At 57.5% G+C, this 21,539-nt stretch carries 22 protein-coding genes and 1 tRNA gene; 12 read left to right on the top strand and 11 right to left on the bottom strand.

Going from position 1 to position 21,539, the window contains the following annotated elements; translation table 11 throughout:
• Positions 1-56 precede the first annotated feature (56 nt).
• The 4 genes from pstA to phoR form a co-directional block, all read right to left on the bottom strand.
• A complete protein-coding gene (pstA, locus tag ACTJKV_RS01505) occupies positions 57-1,379 on the bottom strand; it encodes a phosphate ABC transporter permease PstA (RefSeq protein ID WP_274100936.1) in 1,323 nt (440 codons plus the stop codon).
• Positions 1,376-2,860, bottom strand: coding sequence for a phosphate ABC transporter permease subunit PstC (gene pstC, locus ACTJKV_RS01500; RefSeq protein ID WP_274100937.1), 1,485 nt, complete (start codon positions 2,858-2,860; stop codon positions 1,376-1,378). The genes pstA and pstC overlap by 4 nt, the downstream gene beginning before the upstream one ends.
• 265 nt (positions 2,861-3,125) lie before the next feature.
• The gene (locus ACTJKV_RS01495; RefSeq protein WP_062445559.1) at positions 3,126-4,160 is read right to left on the bottom strand and encodes a substrate-binding domain-containing protein; all 1,035 of its coding nucleotides are present in this window, start codon (positions 4,158-4,160) and stop codon (positions 3,126-3,128) included.
• 216 nt (positions 4,161-4,376) lie between these two features.
• The gene (phoR, locus tag ACTJKV_RS01490; RefSeq protein WP_440598414.1) at positions 4,377-5,618 is read right to left on the bottom strand and encodes a phosphate regulon sensor histidine kinase PhoR; all 1,242 of its coding nucleotides are present in this window, start codon (positions 5,616-5,618) and stop codon (positions 4,377-4,379) included.
• Between the two features lie 242 nt (positions 5,619-5,860).
• Here phoR and ppk2 point away from each other — a divergent pair, with 242 nt between their 5' ends.
• Positions 5,861-6,742 (top strand): polyphosphate kinase 2, encoded by an 882-nt coding sequence (gene ppk2 / locus ACTJKV_RS01485; protein ID WP_274100938.1) that lies wholly within the window; start codon positions 5,861-5,863, stop codon positions 6,740-6,742.
• A gap of 103 nt (positions 6,743-6,845) precedes the next feature.
• Here ppk2 and ACTJKV_RS01480 read toward each other — a convergent pair whose 3' ends face one another.
• A complete protein-coding gene (locus tag ACTJKV_RS01480) occupies positions 6,846-8,060 on the bottom strand; it encodes a hypothetical protein (protein ID WP_274100939.1) in 1,215 nt (404 codons plus the stop codon).
• Between the two features lie 308 nt (positions 8,061-8,368).
• Between ACTJKV_RS01480 and ACTJKV_RS01475 the strand changes: the two genes are divergently transcribed.
• The 6 genes from ACTJKV_RS01475 to ACTJKV_RS01450 all read left to right on the top strand — a co-directional run bounded on the left by ACTJKV_RS01475 (position 8,369) and on the right by ACTJKV_RS01450 (position 12,489).
• Positions 8,369-9,328 carry an NAD(P)H-dependent flavin oxidoreductase gene (locus tag ACTJKV_RS01475; RefSeq protein ID WP_274100940.1) on the top strand — a complete coding sequence of 320 codons (960 nt, stop codon included), beginning with the start codon at positions 8,369-8,371 and terminating at the stop codon, positions 9,326-9,328.
• Between the two features lie 123 nt (positions 9,329-9,451).
• Positions 9,452-9,527 (top strand) — tRNA-Thr (locus ACTJKV_RS01470).
• A 237-nt stretch (positions 9,528-9,764) separates the two neighbouring features.
• The gene (locus tag ACTJKV_RS01465) at positions 9,765-10,580 is read left to right on the top strand and encodes a hypothetical protein (protein ID WP_112955607.1); all 816 of its coding nucleotides are present in this window, start codon (positions 9,765-9,767) and stop codon (positions 10,578-10,580) included.
• A 42-nt stretch (positions 10,581-10,622) separates the two neighbouring features.
• Positions 10,623-11,081: a hypothetical protein gene (locus ACTJKV_RS01460; RefSeq protein ID WP_162723119.1), complete on the top strand. Its 459-nt coding sequence runs from the start codon at positions 10,623-10,625 to the stop codon at positions 11,079-11,081.
• 3 nt (positions 11,082-11,084) lie between these two features.
• Positions 11,085-11,735: a hypothetical protein gene (locus tag ACTJKV_RS01455; protein WP_274100942.1), complete on the top strand. Its 651-nt coding sequence runs from the start codon at positions 11,085-11,087 to the stop codon at positions 11,733-11,735.
• A 445-nt stretch (positions 11,736-12,180) separates the two neighbouring features.
• The gene (locus ACTJKV_RS01450) at positions 12,181-12,489 is read left to right on the top strand and encodes a hypothetical protein (RefSeq protein WP_274100943.1); all 309 of its coding nucleotides are present in this window, start codon (positions 12,181-12,183) and stop codon (positions 12,487-12,489) included.
• Between the two features lie 93 nt (positions 12,490-12,582).
• On the opposite strand, the gene ACTJKV_RS01445 is transcribed toward ACTJKV_RS01450, so the two are convergent.
• Positions 12,583-12,765: a hypothetical protein gene (locus ACTJKV_RS01445; RefSeq protein ID WP_062427051.1), complete on the bottom strand. Its 183-nt coding sequence runs from the start codon at positions 12,763-12,765 to the stop codon at positions 12,583-12,585.
• A gap of 275 nt (positions 12,766-13,040) precedes the next feature.
• Here ACTJKV_RS01445 and ACTJKV_RS01440 point away from each other — a divergent pair, with 275 nt between their 5' ends.
• Positions 13,041-13,199: a YqaE/Pmp3 family membrane protein gene (locus ACTJKV_RS01440; RefSeq protein WP_082447281.1), complete on the top strand. Its 159-nt coding sequence runs from the start codon at positions 13,041-13,043 to the stop codon at positions 13,197-13,199.
• Between the two features lie 50 nt (positions 13,200-13,249).
• Here the strand turns inward: ACTJKV_RS01440 and ACTJKV_RS01435 are convergent, their stop codons facing one another.
• Genes ACTJKV_RS01435 through ACTJKV_RS01425 form a run of 3 tightly spaced genes read right to left on the bottom strand, consistent with a single transcriptional unit; the run spans position 13,250 to position 14,905 of the window.
• Complete coding sequence (locus tag ACTJKV_RS01435; protein ID WP_062427052.1) at positions 13,250-13,648, bottom strand: DUF2177 family protein; 399 nt, start codon at positions 13,646-13,648, stop codon at positions 13,250-13,252.
• Between the two features lie 28 nt (positions 13,649-13,676).
• A complete protein-coding gene (locus ACTJKV_RS01430) occupies positions 13,677-14,339 on the bottom strand; it encodes a ChrR family anti-sigma-E factor (protein WP_274100944.1) in 663 nt (220 codons plus the stop codon).
• The gene (locus tag ACTJKV_RS01425) at positions 14,336-14,905 is read right to left on the bottom strand and encodes a sigma-70 family RNA polymerase sigma factor (RefSeq protein ID WP_062427054.1); all 570 of its coding nucleotides are present in this window, start codon (positions 14,903-14,905) and stop codon (positions 14,336-14,338) included. Before ACTJKV_RS01425 ends, ACTJKV_RS01430 begins: the two co-directional genes overlap by 4 nt.
• A gap of 224 nt (positions 14,906-15,129) precedes the next feature.
• Between ACTJKV_RS01425 and ACTJKV_RS01420 the strand changes: the two genes are divergently transcribed.
• From ACTJKV_RS01420 to ACTJKV_RS01405, 4 genes are all read left to right on the top strand, one after another.
• Entirely contained in the window at positions 15,130-16,503 is a 1,374-nt protein-coding gene (locus ACTJKV_RS01420) for an NAD(P)/FAD-dependent oxidoreductase (RefSeq protein WP_274101083.1), read from the top strand.
• Complete coding sequence (locus ACTJKV_RS01415) at positions 16,503-17,312, top strand: DUF1365 domain-containing protein (protein WP_274100945.1); 810 nt, start codon at positions 16,503-16,505, stop codon at positions 17,310-17,312. Before ACTJKV_RS01420 ends, ACTJKV_RS01415 begins: the two co-directional genes overlap by 1 nt.
• A gap of 3 nt (positions 17,313-17,315) precedes the next feature.
• Positions 17,316-18,530, top strand: coding sequence for a class I SAM-dependent methyltransferase (locus ACTJKV_RS01410; protein ID WP_440598413.1), 1,215 nt, complete (start codon positions 17,316-17,318; stop codon positions 18,528-18,530).
• 304 nt (positions 18,531-18,834) lie between these two features.
• Positions 18,835-19,080, top strand: a complete 246-nt coding sequence (locus ACTJKV_RS01405; protein ID WP_062427057.1) for a DUF982 domain-containing protein — start codon at positions 18,835-18,837, stop codon at positions 19,078-19,080.
• A 224-nt stretch (positions 19,081-19,304) separates the two neighbouring features.
• Here the strand turns inward: ACTJKV_RS01405 and ACTJKV_RS01400 are convergent, their stop codons facing one another.
• Both ACTJKV_RS01400 and ACTJKV_RS01395 read right to left on the bottom strand, forming a co-directional pair.
• The gene (locus ACTJKV_RS01400; RefSeq protein ID WP_062445660.1) at positions 19,305-19,697 is read right to left on the bottom strand and encodes a PRC-barrel domain-containing protein; all 393 of its coding nucleotides are present in this window, start codon (positions 19,695-19,697) and stop codon (positions 19,305-19,307) included.
• Between the two features lie 105 nt (positions 19,698-19,802).
• A complete protein-coding gene (locus ACTJKV_RS01395) occupies positions 19,803-21,494 on the bottom strand; it encodes an ABC transporter permease (RefSeq protein WP_440598412.1) in 1,692 nt (563 codons plus the stop codon).
• Positions 21,495-21,539 lie beyond the last annotated feature (45 nt).

Here is a 21,539-nt window from a genome sequence, read left to right as displayed (position 1 = left end):
TGCTTCTTGTCGCATTTCCGGGCGGAAAACCGGTATCCACTTTTTCTCGAAATGCTTTACCAGCGCCGTTCGAAGCGGCGACGCAGCAGGATTGCGCCCACATTCATCACCAGGAGGAACATAAGCAGGATGATGATAGCGCCAGATGTTCTTTCGACAAAGGCGCGTTCGGCTTCGTTCGCCCACATGTAGATCTGAACCGGCAGGGCCGTTGCAGGATCAAGCGGGGTCGTCGGGTAATTCGCCACGAAGGCCACCATGCCGATGAGAAGGAGCGGCGCGGTTTCGCCAAGCGCGTGTGCAAGGCCGATGATGGTGCCGGTCAGGATGCCTGGCATGGCAAGCGGCAGCACGTGGTGGAATATGGTCTGCATCTTCGAGGCACCGAGACCGAGCGCTGCGGCGCGGATCGAAGGTGGCACGGCTTTCAAGGCAGCGCGTGTGGCGATGATGATGGTCGGTAGCGTCATCAGCGTCAGCACCAGACCACCGACCAGCGAGGCCGAGCGCGGAAGGCCCATGAAGTTGATGAAGACCGAGAGACCAAGCAGACCGTAAACGATGGACGGCACCGCTGCCAGGTTGTTGATGTTGACCTCGATGAGGTCCGTCAGGCGGTTCTTCGGCGCAAACTCTTCCAGGTAGATGGAAGCGGCAACCCCGATCGGCAGCGACAGCACGAGCACGATCAGCATCATGTAGAAGGAGCCGATGAGCGCAACGCCGACACCGGAGGCTTCAGGACGGCTGGATGCACCATTGAAGAAGATGCCGGTGTTGAATTTCTTTTCCAGCGCACCCTTGCCAACCAGTTCGTTCATCCAACCGACCTGCTGGTCGGAGATGCGGCGGTTCTGCTCCTCGCCCGACATATCCACCTGGCCCTTGAAGGCGCTGTCGACATCGCCGGATGCCAGGAGCGACACGGTCCGCGTCGTGCCGATGACGTTCGGATCGGAGGTGACGATGTCGCGAAGCTGGGTGCGGACACTGTCAGAAATCAGTGCGTTGACGGCGCGCAACGCCGTGCGATCCTCCAGCGAAACGCCGAGCACCTTGGCAAGCGAGTTGCGGGCGACGACCGGGTAATTCGCCGTCATCAGCTTTGACGGGTTCTGTGTGCGCACATTGTCCGGATCGATGATCTGCTGCGAAAACTCGACCGGGATCGTGATCATCGTCTGCTGAAAGGCCGTATAGCCCTTGCCGATGACGGACCAGAGAAGCAGGAAGAGAAACAGCAGGCCGAAGGAGATCGCGGCGACACCATAGGCGCGGAAGCGGCGCTCTGCAGCGTAACGGCGCTTGATGCCGATATCGCGACGGACCTTCTTCGTTGCGGCAGGGGCGGAGATGCCCGGAGTAACGACGTCGGTCATTCATACTGCTCCCGGTATTTGCGCACGATGTAGAGCGCGTAGATATTGAGGCAAAGCGTGATGGCAAAGAGCGTGATGCCAAGCGCGAAGGCAACGAGCGTCTGCGGCGAGGTAAACTCAAGGTCGCCGGTCAGCTGGCTGACGATCTTGACGGTCACTGTCGTCATCGGCTCGAAAGGGTTGAGCTGCAGGCGTGCGGCGACACCGGCGGCCAGAACCACGATCATGGTTTCACCAATGGCGCGTGAAGCAGTCATCAGGATCGCGCCAACGATGCCCGGAAGAGCGGCCGGAAGGATGACCTTCTTGACCGTCTCGGAGCGCGTCGCGCCAAGACCGAGCGATCCGTCGCGAAGCGAGCGCGGCACGGCGGTGATAATATCATCCGACAGCGAGGAGACGTATGGGATCAGCATGATGCCCATGACGAAGCCGGCGGTGATGACGCTCTGCGCCTGGATGAAGCTGGCATAGTCGCCCGTTGTCAGACCATTGATCTGGGCAGAGATGTCACGCAGGAATGGCCCCACCGTCGTCAGCGCAAAGAAGCCGTAGACGATGGTCGGGATACCGGCCAGTACTTCCAGCAGCGGCTTGGCAATCGAGCGCAAACGGGGGCTTGCGTATTCGGCCATGTAGATCGCCGAGAACAGACCGACCGGTACCGCGACCAGCATGGCGACGAAGCCAATATAGAGCGTACCCGCCAAGAGCGGAATGAGGCCGAACTGACCGGAGCTGTCTGTCGAACCAGCCGCAGCAAAACGCGGATCCCACACCGTGCCGAAGAAGAACTGATGCGCCGGAACCATCCGGAAAAATTGCGTGGCTTCCGTCAGCATCGACATAACGATGCCGATCGTGGTCAAGATCGCGATCGACGATGCAAGAACGAGCGCGCCGAGGATGACCTTTTCCACCTTATTACGGGCACGAAAGCGCGGTGCCAGGCCGCGGAGCGCCCGGAAGGCCCCAGCGATGGCCGTGGCAAGCACTACGAATACCATGGCGATACGGCTGACTGCCGACATGTTATTGAGCTTTTCTGCGGACTCGATCATGAAGGGCTGCGGATCGCCGGCGATGGCCACACCTTTAGAGGCGAGGACCGCGCGTGCCGTCGCGGGATCGGCTTTCAGCGCGTCATATTCCTGCGGCGAAACCTGGGTAAGGCCGCGGGCAATGGAAACGACCATGCCATAGGTGAGGCTCTGCTGGGCTTCCGGCTGTGCCTTGATGTCATCCGGGAAGCTTTCATGCACCGCGGAGTTGACGATGATCGGGCTGATGATCAGCCACGCCGCCAGGATCAGCGCGGAAGGAATAAGTGCCCAGATGAGGACGTAGGAACCGTGATAGCCCGAACGGGAATGCATGCTGGAGGGGCGTCCGCCCGCAAGCGCCATGGCCCGACGTTTGCCAAGCACGTAGCTGGAGACGCCGATCAGCGCCAATATCAGCAGAAGGATGGATATGTTCATGGAGAGTTTCCTCGGCGCGCCACGCGGCACGATGCGGCATCATTTCACCAAGAGCGCAGCACCGACGGCTGATCACCGCACGATACCGGATCTGTATTCAGTTCACGCATTCCGGGTTGATACATCATATTTATCGGCGGGGTCGTCTTACGATAAATAGGAACTGTCAACCCTTCGAGATGTCGCAAGGCCCGACAAACCGACTTTGCCAACAGGAAGGGTTGAGAAAGCGCAGCGTTTCAGCGCTGCGCTTTCTCGAGCTTTATTACATGGTCTTGCCGGATTCGAACTGAGCGCGGATTTCCTTGCGCTCTGCTTCTGGGGCAGCAACCAGACCGTAGTTGGCGAGCGGAGAGTCAGGGCCGATCATCTCGTCAGAGGTGAAGAACTCGACATATTCCTTCAGGCCAGGGATCACGCCGAGGTGAGCCTTCTTGACGTAGAAGAACAGCGGACGCGAGACAGGGTACTTGCCGGAAGCAACGGTTTCCGTGGACGGAACAACGCCACCGACGGTCGCGACCTTCAGCTTGTCCTTGTTGTTGTCGTAGAAAGCGAGGCCGAAGACGCCGACGCCGGACTTGTTGGCATCGATACGAGCGAGCGTCTCGGTGTAGTCGCCGTCGATATCGACAGCCTTGCCGTCCTTACGGATGGCAACACACTTGGCAGCAGCCTGCTTGGCGTCGGAAACCAGACCCTTGATCACGTCCGTCGCGCCAGCTTCCTTGCAGCCGTCAGCCATGATCTTCTCTTCGAAGACTTCGCGCGTGCCGTGCTTGGAGCCAGGGATGTAGGCAGCGATCTCTACGTCAGGCAGTTCCTTGTTGATTTCGGACCACTTGGTGTAGGGGTTGGCAACCAGCTTGCCATCCTTGACGACTTCAGCGGCGAGAGCGAGGTACAGATCCTTCGGCTCGAACTTGACGTCCTTGTTGGACTTGTCCATGGCGAAGACGATACCGTCGTAACCGATCTTCACTTCCTGAACGTCAGCAACGCCAGCGGACTTGCAGGCTGCCAGCTCGTCAGCCTTGATCTTGCGCGATGCATTGGCAATGTCGATCGTGCCTTCGCCCACGCCGGAGCAGAATGCCTTCAGACCACCGCCCGTGCCGCCGGACTCAACAACCGGTGCCTTGAAGTTCGGGAAAGCTTCGGCGAAGCTTTCAGCAACGATCTTTGCGTAAGGCAGAACCGTGGAGGAACCAGCAACCTGGATCTGGTCGCGAGCAGAAGCGGCACCCGCGAAGGCAACGGACGCCACCAGAGCTGCTGCAGACAATTTAAAGAAGTTCATTATGACTCTCCCGTCGTGGGGCCCTTTTTCGGGCTTTCGTGAACTGTGCCGGCAAGAGGCTTGATCCTTAAGCCCGTCTGGGCTGTCCCGGCGGCCTCTTCATAACCAGTCTTGCCACACCCTTTTATGTCACTTCGGTGAAAGATTTGTGACACGTTAAATTATTGATTTAATATGACATTTTAAAAGGCAGGCGAAAACGACCTCGCTTCTGTGTCAAAACCTCACAGTAAAGTCCGTTCCGACGCCAATCTCGGAGCGGATAATGAGCCGGGCGCGGTGGCGGGTCAGAATATGCTTGACGATGGCAAGGCCGAGACCGGTGCCTTTTTTTGAGCGACTGTCTGCGACACTGACGCGGTAGAACCGCTCGGTGAGGCGTGGAACATGCTCGGCGGGAATACCCGGACCCTTGTCTACGACACTGACTTCGACGGGCTTGCCCGCATCCGCACGCAAAAACACATCGACGGCCCTGCCATCCTGGCCATATTTGCAGGCGTTTTCGACAAGGTTCTGGAACACCTGCACCAACTCGTCCCGGTCACCATTCACCTCTACGGGTCTTTCCGGCATGTGCAGCTTGATCTCGACATCCAGATCGCCAGCCAGCGGCAGCAGGGAATCACGCACATGGCCAAGAAGCGGCACGAGATCGACTGTCTGATCCGGCGCGATATTGGCACGAAGCTCAAGCCTCGACAGCGACATCAGGTCATCGACCAGGCGGCTCATGCGGGTGGCCTGATCGAGCATGATGCCGAGAAAGCGCTCTTGCGCCTTCGGGTCGTTGCGTGCCGGTCCCTGCATGGTTTCGATGAAGCCGCGCAGGGAAGCGAGCGGCGTTCTCAGCTCATGGCTGGCATTGGCGACGAAATCGCTGCGCATGCGGTCGATCCGACGCAAATCCGAGATGTCGCGGAAGGACAATATGTAAAAGGGTGCACCCGACGTCTGCGGCATGTCGGCAGGCGCGATGCGGACGATGAAGACGCGTTCGGATGGCAATCGCTCGGAATGCTCCACCTGGTTCGGCTGACCGGTGGCGATGGTTTCGCGAATAACGTCGAGCAGGCCCGGCGAGCGCAGCCTTCCGGAAATATGCGAACCAACCGGGAGAGTACCGAAGGCGCGTTCGGCGGCGGCGTTTTCGAAGAGCACGCCGGCGTCTTGGTCAAGGATGAAAACGGGCGTATCGAGAGCGGCAATGCCGGCCCGCACGCCTGCGATCAACCCTTGATCAACCGCGCCCTGAGGCTGCGCTTCCACCTTGGGTTTCTTCTCGTCCTTCTTGATGACATTGGATGGCGCGACGAAGAGGATGGCAAGGACGGCGGCAAGCCACAATGCGACGACGACGTAAGGTGAACGCCATTCGACAAGCGCCAAGCCTGCCAGCATCGTGACGACGAAAAGCGCAAGCCAGTTTCTCCGCATGCGGCGCATCTGTTTAAACAACGCACCCTCCCCGTCCATCGCTGCCATTGCCATCGCGAATCTTGTCCATTCGTCTCGCTCCCGATCCGACCGTCATAATCGCCTTTCATGACAGAGATTCTTCGCCCTGTCCTTTTGCAAGCCTTAGCCGGCAAAATTTATGTGGATGGGCTTCGATGCCGGAATCTCTTTGCTCTTGAATTCGTTGAGTGTCAGGCTGACCTTAAGAAGACAAAATGCCATAGGCTGAAAAGGGAGTGAGCATGAGCGAAACCGTCAAGGACAGATCCGTGACATTGACGATCGACGGCAAGGAGCGTGTCTTCAATATTGACGCTCCCGTGCTGCCCGACTGGGTCGAGGACAAGAAGCTGACATCCGGGGATTTTCCCTATGACAAGAAGCTCGGCCGGGAAGAATACGAGGCGGAGATCGAAGCGCTCCAGATCGAACTGGTGAAGGTGCAGTTCTGGCAGCAGGCCACGGGCCAACGCATCATGGCGCTGTTCGAGGGCCGTGACGCTGCCGGAAAGGGTGGTTCGATTGCTGCCGTTCGTGAATATCTCAACCCGCGCTATGCACGCGTGGTGGCGCTGACGAAGCCGACAGAAACCGAACGCGGCCAATGGTATTTCCAGCGCTACATCGCCCATTTCCCGACAGCCGGAGAGTTCGTGCTGTTCGACCGTTCATGGTACAACCGCGCCGGTGTCGAACCGGTCATGGGCTTCTGCACGCCGGAAGAGCACAAACGCTTCCTGAAAGAAGTACCGCGTTTGGAAAAAATGCTGGTGCATGAGGGCGTGAACCTTTTCAAGTTCTATCTGGATATCGGACGCGAGACCCAGCTCGAGCGCTTCCATGATCGGCGCCACAGCCCGCTGAAATCCTGGAAGCTTTCCGACATGGATATCGCCGCCCTGACCAAGTGGGACGACTACACCGCAGCGCGCAACGAGATGCTGGACAAGACCCACATAGACGACGCGCCGTGGACGGTGATCCGCGCCAATGACAAGCGCAGGCTGAGGCTCAACCTCATCCGTCATATTCTCACGTCGCTCAATTATGACGGCAAGGATGAGAAGGCGATCGGCAAGATCGATGAGAAGATCTTGGGAAGCGGACCGAAGTTCTCAAAATAGCTTGAGCGACGATCGTCGTCGCTCCGGTTTCAGGCCGAGGTGATTGGCACACCCAAGGAGAAGAGGCAGACCCACAGCTGCCTGCCTCTTTTCATTTATGGTTTCACTGACCTGGCAGGATGCGAACCGAATAGAGGTTGATGGGGCGGGCGGTGCCGTCGATATCGCTGTTGATGAAGATACGGCCAGGCGCATTCGGCGCCATGGTTCGATCGAAACTCACATTGATCAGCATATCCGCCCGCTCCTGCGTGGCTGTAAAGCGGTGGCGCGAGCAATCGCCAAGTGTGCCAAAGTCGCAGGATACCGACACCTGACTCTGACCATTGCTGCCAGATTGCAGCGTGATGGAAATCGTCGAGGACTTGCCTGCCATCTCCCGCAGCACCTCGGCCGGAACGGTGATGGCAATGTTGCCTGCGGCATCCGCCGACTGAGACGTGACGCGAACGGCCTTTCCGCCGCCGGTTGCCACGTTTTCCACCTTGGAAAGCGAACCAGGCTGGAGCCCCGCATTTCCGCGATCCGCGTTGAAAACTTCCTGCCAGGCGTCGGAGAAACCTCGGCCGGCGGCAAGCGTCGGCTCCTGGGGGCTCTGCTGACCGTCGAAATCTTCCGATTCCACCGAAGGCGGCGGGTTTGGAACGCTGGTGTCCCGCTGGGCCGGGCTCAGCAGCAAGCCGGAACTGTAGACCCACCAGCCACCAAGGCCGATAAAGGTTAAAAACGTAAACCAGATGAAAAGGCGTGTGATGATGCCCTTCTTGCGACGGCCCTTGGCCGCACGCTCCGGCTTGAAGGCAAGCGAAGAGGCCTCGAAGGACGGACCGGCCGCAGAGGTCATGCGGCCCAAGTCCTCGTCGGAGCGCTCGGCGCGAAAATCGCTCATCTCCGGCGGCTCAGATGCGGGCTCGCTGCGCGGCTCAGCACGCACCGGCGCCTCGACAGGCATCGCGGCACCCTCGTCCTCGTCTTCATGCCGCCGCGCGGGCGCAACGGACGGTGCCGCGACAGCGGGAGCAGACTGCGCGACGGCAGGAGGCTCGACAACAGGCGGCGCCGCACGTTGCGTTTCCCGACGCACATGATCCTCGACCACATCCAGCAGGCGGTTGCGCTCTTCCGTCTCGATGGCGTGAATGAGATTTTCCAGACGCTGACGCTGCTGCGCCACGACAGTCTGGTCATCTATGCCCTGCTTACGCAGACCGGCTTCCAAGGCCTGGCGCGACGATTGGTAGATGCGCGCGCGCACTTCGGCATTCGACCGATCCGATTTTTCCAGGGCATTTCTGATTGCCGTTTCCAGTCCGCTCACTCTCGGTCCTTCTTCCTCGCCATACGTGAAAGATCAACGCTTCGGCATCACGTTTACGATTCGGTAACGACTCGCGTCCCCAACCGCAAGCCACCTCACGCGCAAAGCGGAGATTGGCTTGGGGAAAACGTCGCCACTATGGCAGTTGGGCCATAAGGTTACCGGCAAGCGCCGATCACAATCCTCACCGCACGTCCCGACCGCCTTACTTCCTGCCTGCGCTTTTCGCTTTTCAACGGCGCTCACCTCGGCTAAATCTTACGTGCGCGTAAACGTAAATCGCCAAGTATCATTCCGTGGGAGGAACCATGCTACCGTCCATTCTCAAGGACAATCTCCGACTGCCGGTGATTGCCTCGCCGCTTTTCATCATCTCTCATCCGGAATTGACGCTGGCACAATGTAAGGCAGGTGTGGTGGGGGCATTTCCCGCTTTGAACGCACGTCCCGAAAGCCAGTTGGATGAGTGGCTGGCGATGATGACGGAAGAGCTTGCCGCACACAATGCCGCCAACCCGGACCGGCCTGCCGCACCTTTTGCGGTGAACCAGATCGTGCATATGTCCAACAAACGGCTGGAACATGATCTTGGGCTTTGCGTGAAATACAAGGTGCCGATCGTGATCTCGTCCTTGGGCGCTGTCCCGGAGGTCAACGCCGCGATCCACTCCTATGGCGGGATCGTGCTGCACGACGTGATCAACAACCGCCACGCCAACTCGGCGATCCGAAAGGGTGCGGATGGCCTGATTGCAGTTGCCACTGGTGCCGGTGGCCATGCGGGTACCCTGTCCCCCTTCGCGCTTGTTCAGGAAATCCGCGAATGGTTCGATGGCCCTCTGCTTCTGGCTGGCGCCATCGCCAATGGCGGCTCCATTCTGGCGGCCCAGGCCATGGGGGCGGATATGGCCTATATCGGCTCGCCCTTCATCGCCACCCGCGAAGCGCGCGCAACGGAAGCCTACAAGCAGGCGATCGTCGAGGCGCATGCCAATGACATCGTCTATTCCAACTACTTCACCGGCGTGCATGGCAACTATCTGAAAGCCTCGATCGTCGCCTCTGGTCTCGATCCCGAAAATCTGCCCGTCGCCGATCCCTCAAAAATGGATTTCGCCGCCGCCTCCACAGGCGCCAAAGCCTGGAAGGACATCTGGGGCGCAGGGCAAGGTGTGGGTGCTGTGAAAGCCATCGAACCCGTCTCCGCACTCGTCAACCGGCTCGCCCAGGAGTATGCTGCGGCGAAGCAGCGCGTCTGCGCGTCATAGGCGAAGAAGCTCATCGCCGGCGGGAAAATTTCAACAAGCTGACATTCAGCGCTTGAAATCCTGCCCCAATGGCTGTATCAGCCCGCCATACGCCGCGCCGAGAGATTTTCGGCGCTTGCGCAGGCCGCTTTAGCTCAGTCGGTAGAGCACGTCATTCGTAATGACGGGGTCACGTGTTCGAGTCACGTAAGCGGCACCATTTTTTCCCAAGGTAAATCAGACACATACTATTCTTCTGTTTTTTATCGGCTCATTTATGCTGCGCCTTTTTCTCCTTGTGCGACGAAATAGCTACCGTCATCTCGGATGGGATTAAGCGCCGCTTCTCCTACCACGCAACTCACAGCCACCATTTGCGCTAACGCCTTGCACGACTGATCTTCACAGCTTAATCCTTGCATCAATGCTGTTTGGCAAACTGCCCTTGGGAGAAAACATGATAACTTCATGGAGACCGCTACATGAGAACCATGCCATTGATGTAATGGCTCTCGCGCTGGTTTTCCGCGAACCGTTACCTACTCAAATGTTGCGGCAAGTATTACGAGACGCTGAGCAGCAAGCAAAAGCTGGAGGATTGGGCACCGCTCAACCTCATACCTCGTACGAATTTACTCTTAATCGAAACGACGTCACTCCCATCGCTAAGTCAGGCGCTTTGTTTAATGCTTATTTTGAGCCACAGAGCGACAGCGCGGTCCCCGACACTGTTGCCGAGCAAATTCAAATTGATCAAAACGCCATCGTCTACCGGACATGGAGATACGTGTCTTGGAACTACCACCGCAAACGTGTGCAAACGTTAGTTGGACCGGTCCTCTCTAATATCATTCCCGTTGTTGGACTGGCGAATGCGCGGCTTGAGTATCGGGATGTGTTTTATTTTGATGGTTCGACGGCTGACATTGATAATGGACTTCTGTTTCAGAAGCAGAGCCGTTTCATTGTTCCAAATGCGTTCAATCATCAATACGAATGGCATAGCCACACAGGGAACTTTGTGGAAGAAAATGACGTTTCAAAGAAGCTTCTACAGATCGCTATTAATGCTGTTGATGAGCAAGACGATCAAAAATCGACAAAAAGACGCACGGATGTGATGACAGCACGGGAAAACCGGTATCAACCAAATGTTGAAATTAATGCCGAAGCAGTATTTAATGACATGAATTCTGCTCATGATGAGCTTATTTCGACAATGTCGGAACTGCTTACAAAAGATATGGCAAAACGGATTTATCTGAAGGATTAACGCATGGGTTTTCGTGGAACTGGCTCGTTGTACGAGACTGGCATGGAAAGCAATTTCAACGAATTTCTGACCTTTTCTTCAAGTGAAAAGGTGGGAACGGCTTCCGCTGCTGTAACCCCTCGTCTTCCCAGTCGGAACGTACTACGCCTACATCAAGGTAAAGAGCACACAAAGGCGCGGTTTAGGATGTTACGGCGTCTCCCTGACAACCACGATAACGACGGCGCAAAAGCCGCGAACCGTGACAGCATCGATTCAGCCATCGCTTTTATCGACGCGCACTCGTTCGCACATCCAATACTCGCGACGTTAGATGACGAAGGATTTGCCGTTATCGAGATTGAGAGCGCTGATCGCAACACCTTCGCTGACATCACTTTTTTCGACGGCGATCAAGTTGAGTGCTACGTAAGAATTGCCAACGCTGAATCAGTGATGTGCCGGGGCCATTGGCAAGATGCTAAGATAAGTGATCTATTTGAGAAGTTTGGCGTGAGATAATTCGTGGCCGCCGAGGAATTTGCTAAACTTCTCAAAGAAAACTACGAAGACAAAGATCTAGCAAGAAAGCTGGAGGCCATTTGTCCGGATTGCCAGTGTGAAAATATAAAAATTGGCGAAGGGTCGCCCGGTCGCGTCGATGATAGCGAAGAGCTATATCGGGTAATGATATCCCCGCGAGATTATGACAAAGTAAGCAACCGGATGGCGCAAAAGCCCTTCGAGAAACTGTTTTCTTCAGGTTTGAGCGTAATGAGAAGCGTCGGTACGGGCGACGATTTTTTAGAGATCGCAAAAGACGGTTTATGGTCAAAGCCAGATGATCCAACTCGGGAAGTGCAAGAACTCTCTTCTGCAAGAACGGTTGATATCCGGCAGATGGAGACTAGAGACGGGAAGCGCAAATTTTGCATTTACGATCAAGTCGTGCCTCTAAACAGATCGGCAGGAACCCCCGTCCCCACTCATGCAGGTATCTTCCAACGAGAAATTTTATCTAATGTGGATGACGCCAAACGACTGAACAGGGATATGGCTTATGAACTTTACAAGCTCTTTTCCGAAAACACTATAAAGGTCGAAAACTTTCGCGGAAATCTTTTTGGTGACTTGAATGAGGAAGCTCGCCAAGGCCGGTACATACTAGTTGAATGATAGTTTGGCATGCAGCCGCATCACAACTCGTTTTACGTATAGTCAACAAGATGCTGCCTTGCCGGTCTTAATCGCTCTGAATGCACACCGCATTTCGAACGCACCGGACCAGATACCACGGCCAGCAGATTGGGCGAGAGCCTGATAACCGTTGTACCGGCCATTTGAGTAGCGAACCCAATCTACAGCCCATCCGACGCTCACAAGGGCTTCAATGGTGAGTGCAAACGCATATTGGAACGTTTCAGGGGTCGGTTGTTAAACTAACGCCGGCATATTGCTGTCAATCGAGGCTGTTGCAATAACCGAGGCACGAAGGAGCGCTCGAAGCTCTCCACCGCATCCCTTTCAACACAATCTCACGTTTTCGCGATGTGGATTTTCTGCCTCTCGTGCTTCTTCATCGCCTCGCCTATCTTAGTCTCTCAACACAAGAGGAGATTGAATGATCGACGAATTTGGCCCTTACGCGCAAATGGCGACGCTTGGGGAGCAGATGGCCAATCGGTACCAGATGGATGAGAACCTGGAGTTGGAGCCGCACCTCGCCCATTACATGGAAGAGGTTGAAGTCAATATCGCAGCCGACAGCTTCAACCATGTAGGGTTCATGAACAAAATTCTCGGGCGATTGAAATCCGCACTAGCAGCAGACGACGAGCCGCGGCGCCAGGAATTTCTACAGGCCGTCACCGTGGCGCTGCAGGAGCGCATTGATCACGCCTCTCGCGACGTTGCGCTCAGCGGAATTTGATCTTCGTCGATGCACACCCATGGCCACAAGGAGGCTTTGCGTCCAGTCACGCTCTCACGCGAGCCAAGCGGTCAGATTGGCTTCTGACCGAGCTTAATTGGTCTGTTGATGTGGTGCTGTGCGGGGAATTAGAGACCCATCCTGGCCCTGTGGAGCGATACCCTGCGGGGCAATGTGGACGTTGCCGCGAAAAAGGGCGATGCTGAGGACAAGACCGATCAGGACGCAGAGGAGAGCGACGAAAATCAGTCCGGCTTTGTCTATCGGCTTTTTCATGGATCCTACCATAGGCGCTAATTTGGATATGGTGAGGCGATGAACACCCTTTCTTACCGTCCGACATATTTGGTTATCAAACCGTAAAGAGACAACACCATAGCCGTTTTATTGCAAAACTATTTTAGGGCGCGACACTGAGGAAGTGCCCTGTGGCGGCAAGCGCGTCCGTAACGAATGGACGGACTGCATGCGCTCGGTGGAAACTGGCGTTGAACCAATTGGTGTCAAATCACGTTACTGGCCCGATAACAATGGACATGGGATTTTAGATCGTGGACGTCATTCGCATTTTGCTCGCCATCATCCTGCCGCCCGTCGGCGTTTTCCTGCAGGTGGGTCTCGGCCTTCAGTTCTGGCTGAACATCCTGCTCACGCTGTGCGGCTACCTGCCCGGCATCATCCATGCGATCTGGGTCATCCTGCGTAAGTGATCACTATCCGCTTGCCGCAAGCGGCGCAGGCGCTCTTCGTATAGACGAGCTCACGCAAAAGCCTGCGTTGCCCAAGCTCCCGCTGCGGCGGCGAGGCCCGTGAGCAGCGTTCCCCAGATGATATCCACCACACATAAACGCCACGTCCAACCCTTGAGGGTGGACAGGTTCGTCATGTCATAGGTGCCATAGGCCAGGAAGCCGAAGATCGCACCGGAGAGTAGCGCTTCACCGATCGAGCCGCCTGTAAAGGACGGCGCGACGGCGAAGTAGACGATGCCTGCGATGTAAAAGAGATAAAAGACGCCTGCTGCTACGAAATTGGGTTTGGGCAGCATCAGCTGCCCGATTTCCCGCTTATAAAAGCCGACGGCGAGCTTTGAGAGCCAGACGAAATCCAGCCCGAAGAAGACGATGGCCGTTGCGACATAGGCGATGATCAGTTGCATACGGCGAGCTTCCTTTTATGAGCGGGCGTCAAATTCCCAAAACCGGCTGAACCAGCCTGACGATCCAGCTTTTGAACTTCAGCGGTGCATCGGTGACGGCGAGGCAAATACAATCCTCCCCCTCGCCGGCTATCGGCTGGTGGGTGAGGTCTTCGTCCGCCTCTTCAAAATCGCCGCGATGGAAAACGTCGTCGCCATCGCGAAAGCATCCGGCGAGAACCACGGTCAACTCACGCCCGCCATGGGTGTGTTCGGGAACAGGCTTTCCAGCCGGAATCCTCAGCAAGCGAACCTGGGCTTCACCATCACGCGTGGGAATAGGAAAATGATAGGCGCCAGGGCCAAGCGGCTTCCACTTCAGCCTGTCGATATCTCCGCCGGCATAGGAGCGCAGAGGTTCTGGCAAGACCGACGCCTTGGTCGCGGCTGAGGCTGTTGCAGAAGGTCGCGTTGCAGGCGCCTCGGCGCGCAGGCGGGCCTTGATGGCGCTCCATTGACCCTCGGAAATTCCCTGGGCAGGTTCAACGTCACGCAAAAGGGCACCCGCCGTCATTTCCATGGCGTGCAACCGCTTGCGGCATTCGGGACACAGCGCAAGATGAGTGGCGACCGCAAGGCTCCAGCTTTCCGCCAGACTGCCCGACGCATAATCCAGAAGCAATTCATCGCTGATGTGGTGCCGAACACTCATGTGCGCGACTCCAGTGCTGTTCTCAGTTTGGCAAAGGCAAGCCGGATGCGCGACTTGACGGTTCCGATCGGCAAGCCAAGCTGTTGGGCGATGACGCTATGCGACATTTCCTCGAAGAAGGAACGCTTCAGAAGATCACGCTGCTCCTGCGGCAGGTCGGCCAGCGCCCGATGCAGACGCTCTGCATCCTGCAACTCTTCCATCTGGGTATCGGCGGCCGGCGCATCATCGGCGACGAAGGCCGGATCGTTCAAATCGAATTCGGGACGGCGATCGCGGCGGTGCGCATCGATTCTGAGATTTCGGGCAATTCTGAATATCCAGGCGGAGACGTTGCCTCTTGCCGGATCGAAGAGGGCGGCCTTGTTCCAGACCGTCATCATTGTTTCCTGCATCAGTTCCTCGGCGGCCTGCGCGTCACGCACCTGCCGTAACATATAGATCCGCACGCGGGGCCCGAAATAACGGAATACGGCTTCGAAGGCCTCCACACTGCGTTCCGATGCAATCGCTCTCAGCAGTCCGGGAAGCTCGTCCTCGATATTGTTCTGGACCGTTTCACCCATGCGAATAGGCTTTACCTCGCTCCCACGCGTTTTCTGAGCAACAGGCCTCTTCCTATTGTTGCTCATATAGTGGCATGGCGCCGACGCTATGGAAACATTTATCGTCATGATGGCGACTACGGCACGTCTATTTCAGTGGATCACTCAAGGTAGGGCAGAAGACAAAATTTAACGTTTCGGAAATCCATTGGGCATCGCCATGCGTAACGTTCGACATGAAGAAGATGGACCTGGAAGTCATGAATATATCGTCGCGGTCAAGAGACGGACGGGCACAGCGTAAGGTTGCCGTTATTGGTTCCGGTATCTCTGGCCTCTCGGCTGCGTGGCTCCTGGACAAGTCCTGCGACGTCACGCTCTATGAGAGTAACCACCGACCAGGCGGCCATGCCAATACGGTCGATGCCGAACCTGCGGGCAAGGCTCCCATTGCCGTCGATACGGGATTTATCGTCTACAACGAGAAGAACTACCCCAATCTTGTGGCTCTGTTTGCGCATCTCGGCGTGCAGACGGCTGCCTCCGACATGTCCTTTGCAGCATCGCTTGGCGGTGGAGCGCTTGAGTATTCGGGCTCCGACCTTGCCGGTCTGATTGGCCAGAAGTCCAATCTCTTTCGCCCGCGCTTCTGGAAAATGGTGCGGGACATCATGCGCTTCTACAAGGTCGCGCCGGATCTTCTGAAAGACGAGAGCCTGCGCGGCGTCAGTCTCGGCGCCTATCTCGATCGAAACAACTATTCGGCAGGCTTCATCGACGATCATCTGCTGCCGATGGGGGCTGCGATCTGGTCGATGACCGCCAACGACATGCGCGATTATCCGCTGCACGCCTTCATTCGCTTTTTCGTCAATCATGGCCTCGTCCAGCTTTCCGGCCGCCCGCAATGGCGGACTGTCAAAGGCGGAAGCCGGGAATATGTGTCGCGCGTGCTTGCCGAGTTTCGCGGAACGGTGCGCCTTTCAAGCCCGGTGGCCGCCATCCGTCGCACGCCCGAGGGCGTGACCGTCGTCGACCGCGCAGGCGATGTCTCGGTTTTCGATGATGTGGTGATCGCCACGCATGCGGATGATGCCTTGTCGCTTCTGGCCGACGCTGACGATCATGAGCAGGCCCTCCTCGGGGCATTCGAATATACGAACAACACGGCCGTCCTTCACAGCGATGAGCGCCTGATGCCGAAGCGCAAGGCCGTCTGGTCGAGCTGGAACTATCTCAGCGAGCCGGGATCGCGCGGTACGGAGGCGCTTTGCGTCACCTACTGGATGAACAAGCTCCAGCCTATCGATCCTGCAACACCGCTCTTCGTCACGCTCAACCCCTCCCGCGCCGTCGATCCGGCCAAGGTGATCCAGAGCTTCGATTATACCCACCCACTTTTTGATACCAAGGCGATGGCGGCACAGAAGAGCCTGTGGTCGCTACAGGGCCGTCGCAACACCTGGTTCTGCGGCGCGCATTTCGGCAGCGGCTTCCATGAGGATGGCATTCAGTCCGGCCTTGCGGTCGCAGAAGCGTTGGGCGGCGTCAAACGACCTTGGACGGTGGAAAACGAATCCGGTCGAATCTTCATGTCGCCCGTCGAGGAGCGCGTCTGATGACGTTGCGCTCCGCGATCTACGCCGGCGATGTTGTGCATGCGCGCCATCGTCCGCGCCCGCACAAGCTGCGTTACCGCGTTTTTTCGCTGCTTCTCGACCTGGATGAATTGCCGCTTGTCGATCAGACGATGCGGCTCTTTGCCCATAATCGCTTTTCGATCTTCAGCTTTCACGACAAGGACCACGGCATCGGTGAAAAGGGCGCGCTGAAGGACTGGTGCCGGACGAGGCTTGGCGAGGCTGATATCGATGTGCCGCTTGAAGAGCTGCGTGTCGAAATGCTCTGCTATCCGCGCATCTTCGGCTATGTCTTCAATCCGCTGACGGTCTATTTCTGCCGTGACCGGCGTGAGAACGACCGGCTGGTCGCCATTCTCTATGAGGTCTGCAACACCTTCCACGAGCGCCACACCTATATCATTCCCACTCCGCAAGGCGCTGACGGCACCGTCCGGCATGCCTGCGACAAGGAAATGTATGTGTCGCCCTTCGTGCCGATGGAGTGCACCTATGATTTCCGCATCGATCCGCCACAGGAGATGGTGCGGGTTGCCATCAACGAGCGCGATGCCGAGGGCGAATTGCTGTTTGCCTCCTTCGCCGGCAAACGCCGTCCTTTGACGGATGGCGCGCTTGCCAGATGTTTTCTGTCCCATCCGCTGATGACGCTCAAGATCATGGGCGCCATCCACTGGGAAGCCCTTCTCCTCTGGGCCAAGGGCAATCCACTTTATCGTCACAAGGCCGCTGAGAGCCGCATTGCGAGCTCCGTCCCCGCCAAAACGCCGCAATCATGGGAGGCATGAAAAATGAGCCACGCTGAACAGGAAACGCGCCCGCTTCTCCTTCACGCAGCCCCTTTCTGGCAAAGGATGATCTGCCGGAGACTGAGCGGATTGACGCATGGACGTCTGACGCTCGTTTTTCCCGGCGGGCAGGAATATGTGTTGCAAGGCAAGGAGTCCGGACCGCATGGGGTCATTTGCCTGAACCGAGGTCGGTTGGTTCGTCGCCTGGTAACTGGTGGCGATATGGGTTTTGCACGCGCCTACATGGATGGTGACTGGGACAGCCCGGATATCTCCTCACTGCTGGAACTCGCTGTTGCCAACGAAAAAAGCTGGCTGTCGCTTTCGCAGCCGTCACGGCTGACGGCAACCATCGACTATCTGCGCCATCGTCTGCGCCGCAACTCCAAGTCTGGAAGCCGCCGCAACATCGCGTTCCACTATGATCTCGGCAATCGCTTCTACGGCGCATGGCTCGATGAGACCATGACCTATTCTTCCGCGCTCTTTACACAACCCGGCCAGACGCTGGCTGACGCGCAGAACGCCAAATACGACCGGATCGTTGAAGAGTTGCAGATCGGGCCCGACGACCACGTGCTGGAGATCGGTTGCGGTTGGGGCGGCTTTGCCGAATATGCCATGGCAAAGACAGGCTGCCGTGTCACCGGACTGACGCTCTCTCAGGAGCAGGCCGCCTATGCGCGCAACCGGCTTGCCAAGGCAGGCTTGTCAGAGCGCAGCGACATCCGGCTGGAGGATTACCGCGATTGCCAAGGCACCTACTCCAAGATCGTCTCCATCGAGATGTTCGAAGCCGTCGGCGAGGAGAACTGGCCGGTGTACTTCAAGCGGGTGCGGGAACTGCTGGCGCCAGGTGGCAAGGCAGTCGTACAGGTCATCACCATCGACGAGCCTTTCTTCGACCAGTACCGCCGCAACGCCGATTTCATCCAGACCTACATCTTCCCCGGTGGTATGCTCCCCTCCATCACCGCATTCCGCCAGGCGGCAGCACGCGAGGGCGTTTCAGTCACCGACGAGCTGCGCTTCGGCAAGGACTACGACCGGACGCTGATGCTTTGGGATCGTGCTTTCATTGCTAATTGGGAACGAATCCAGCCGATGGGCTTTGACGAGCGCTTCCGTCGCATGTGGCAATATTATCTTCATTACTGCGCGGCGGGCTTCAGAGGCGGCCGGATCGACGTCGTTCAGTTCACGCTGGAGACGTAAAACAACGCGCGCGATTTGCTCGCCCACAATCGAAAATACGCCTTCCTCGGGAACTTGCGGCCTTTCTTCACGTTATGGTGACAGATTTGAAGCGCCGGTACAGCCGGCTCCCAGCGGAGGCAACCCATGAATCAGATCATCTATATCGTCGGCCTGGTCGTTATCGTTCTTGCTATCCTGTCTTTCTTCGGCTTTCGTTGATGCTAAGCTCCCGGTTGTAAAATCGGGCGCATCGGAATAGTCTACCTAACGGGAACCGAGCCAATGCATGACGCGTTAGCTTGGGTTGTTAGGGAGGTGTTCAATGAAGCAGACCATATGGACAGAACCTGTCGAAGTCATCTTTGACAAGAATAGCCGGAACGTGATCTCCGGCCCCTTCGATGCGCTGACGCTACTTACCGAAAATTGGCCGCACGCCCGTGGGCTGAACTTTGTCCGAGCACGCAGCGCATGCCGCGCAGCACTCGACGGACGCAAGACGCCTGAAGAAGCACGCCGCTGCTTTGAAGACGCAGTGTCGGAAGCAACCACACGAAGGCCGCACTGAGCGGCATTTATGCTGTCGGAGATGCCGTCATCCCGCTTCTGCCGTCCCCGGGCGCCGCCCGAGGACAATGTGTACTACGGCTAAGACTCAGGGCTTAAGGGCGTCCCTTTCTGGAAATAGGGACTTTGGTGACCACACCGAAGCCATTCGACAGCAGCTGCCTCTTTGCGCTTAGTACGCACAGAAAAACGGCCCCTTTCGGAGCCGTTTAACGTGTGGTGTTCTTACATCCAATATGGCGGAACGCCGTAGTAATCGTAGACCTTGCGGTCCTCGCGGCCATACCAGCTGTCGTCTTCGCGTTCGGCGAAGCGTGGCGCATTTTCGATCTGTTCCTTGGTCAGATCGACGCGATAGCCATCAAGTTCTTCATCATAGTGGAGCTTTTCCCAAGGCAGCGGATAGTACTCGTCGCCGATCCCTAGGAAGCCACCGAAGCTCAAGACAGCGTAGGCAACGCGGCCACCGCGCTTTTCGAGAATGATACGCTCGATCGAGCCGATCTTCTTGCCGTCTGCGCCATAGACGTTCGTACCTTCAACCTTATCGCTGGCGATGAAGCTTGGGGTATCCTTGACATATGGGTCCTGACCGGCACGGGGTTCATGGTGAAGCATGATAGATCTCCTCTCGAGTGCGTTATGACAAATTAACCCAACCGTGGAAAAATCGTTCCCACAGCGCATCGGGTCGCCCAATCGCATTTGCGTGAGTTGGTGATGTCAGATCACGCCCGAGGCCGTCTTCGGCTTGCCGACGCGGGCCAGCAGGATAACGGGGAGAATACCGATCAGCACGATGGCGAGGGCGGCAATCGAAGCTTCCTCATAGGTCCCCCTCGCCGCCTCGCCATAAAGCTGCGTCGAGAAGGTCTCGAAGTTCAAGGGTCGCAGAAGCAGCGTTGCCGGTAGCTCCTTGACGCAATCGACGAAGACCAGCAGGCCTGCGGCCGCCATGGCAGCCTTGGATAGCGGCAGATGCACATGGCGGAAGGTTGCGCCGGGCGCACGCCCCAAAGTGCGCGATGCGTGATCGAAGGAGAGAGGAATGCGGCTCAAGCCAGCGTCGATCCCGCCTGCGGCGATCGTCAGGAACCGCGCTGTATAGGCAAAGATCAAGGCGGCCCCGCTGCCGATCAGCAGAAGCCCGGTTGAGATGCCGAACCAGCTCTGCATGGTTTGATCGACAAACCTGTCGAAGCCGCCAAGAGCGATCAGCACGCCGATGGCGATCACCGTTCCGGGCGCAGCATAGCCGACCGTCGCCAGCCGGAAAGACCATAGGGACGCCCTGCCCGGCACGATGCGCATGGCATAAGCAACCACGAGTCCAAGAAACAATGTGACGAGGGTGGCAAGTCCGGCAAAAACGATCGTGTTCACGGCCTCGGAGTGGAAGCGCGCGGACACACCGCTGAACTGATAGCGCGTCCAGGCCTGCGTAATGAGATAGAGTGCGGGTCCGGCAAAGCCGATCAGGATCGGCAGGCTGCCGAGCACAAAAGCAAGCCAACCCCAAAAGCCCTCGATCCGCAGCGGTTCGAGCGTTCTGCTTTTCTGGGCGGAGAGCGCATAGCGCTGCCTGCGCCGCGCCCAGCGCTCCAGCGCCACAAGGCCCACGACCAGCACCAGCATGCAAAGGGCGATCTGCGCTGCTCCCGGCAGATCCGACTTCGTCACCCAGGTGGTGTAGATCGACACCGTCAGGGTGCGGACGCCAAGAAATTCCGAAGCGCCGATATCGTTCAGGGCTTCCATCAAGGTCAGGCTGATACCGACAGCGATTGCTGGACGCGCCAAGGGGACGGCCACCCGCAGGAAGAGCGATCTGCGAGACGTGCCCAGAAGCCGCGCAGCCTCGAGCAGATTGCCGGCCTGGGTCAGGAACATGGCGCGCACGGGAATATAGACATACGGATAGAGCACGAAGCCTAGCAGCAGGATGCAACCCGTCATGGAGCGGATATCGGGAAGGCGAAACTCGCGCGGGCTGGAATATCCAAGCAGCCAGCGCACTGCCCCTTGGACGGGACCCAGCGGGTGGAGAATATCGAGATAGGCATACGCCATGATGTAGGTGGGCATGGCGAGCGGCAGGAGCAGCGCCCATTCGAGAATGCCGCGCCCTGGAAAATCATGCGCTGCCACGAGCCAGGCCGACGCCGTACCCAGAATACCTGCAAGAATCCCGACGCCGAGAAGCAAAATCAGCGTGTCCGGCAAGGCAGTCGCCAGCACCGTGTCGCGAAGATGTGCCCACAGCCCCGTCGAGCCCTGCATGGCTTCCGTCACCAATGCAGCCACGGGCAGAAGGGCAAGCCCTGCAATCACCGCCGATGCCACCAGCCACCAGACATTCGCATGGAATCTTGGTCTGGCCTTTATCGTCGTGGGACTGGCGGTGTCTGAAACCATGCGGGTACTCAAGCCTTGTCGTGCATGAAATATCGATATACTGAA

Origin of the sequence: Agrobacterium sp. 22117 (assembly GCF_052045735.1) — a bacterium.
GTDB classification, from domain to species: domain Bacteria; phylum Pseudomonadota; class Alphaproteobacteria; order Rhizobiales; family Rhizobiaceae; genus Agrobacterium; species Agrobacterium cavarae.
This window is presented reverse-complemented; position numbering and strand designations above follow the sequence as displayed.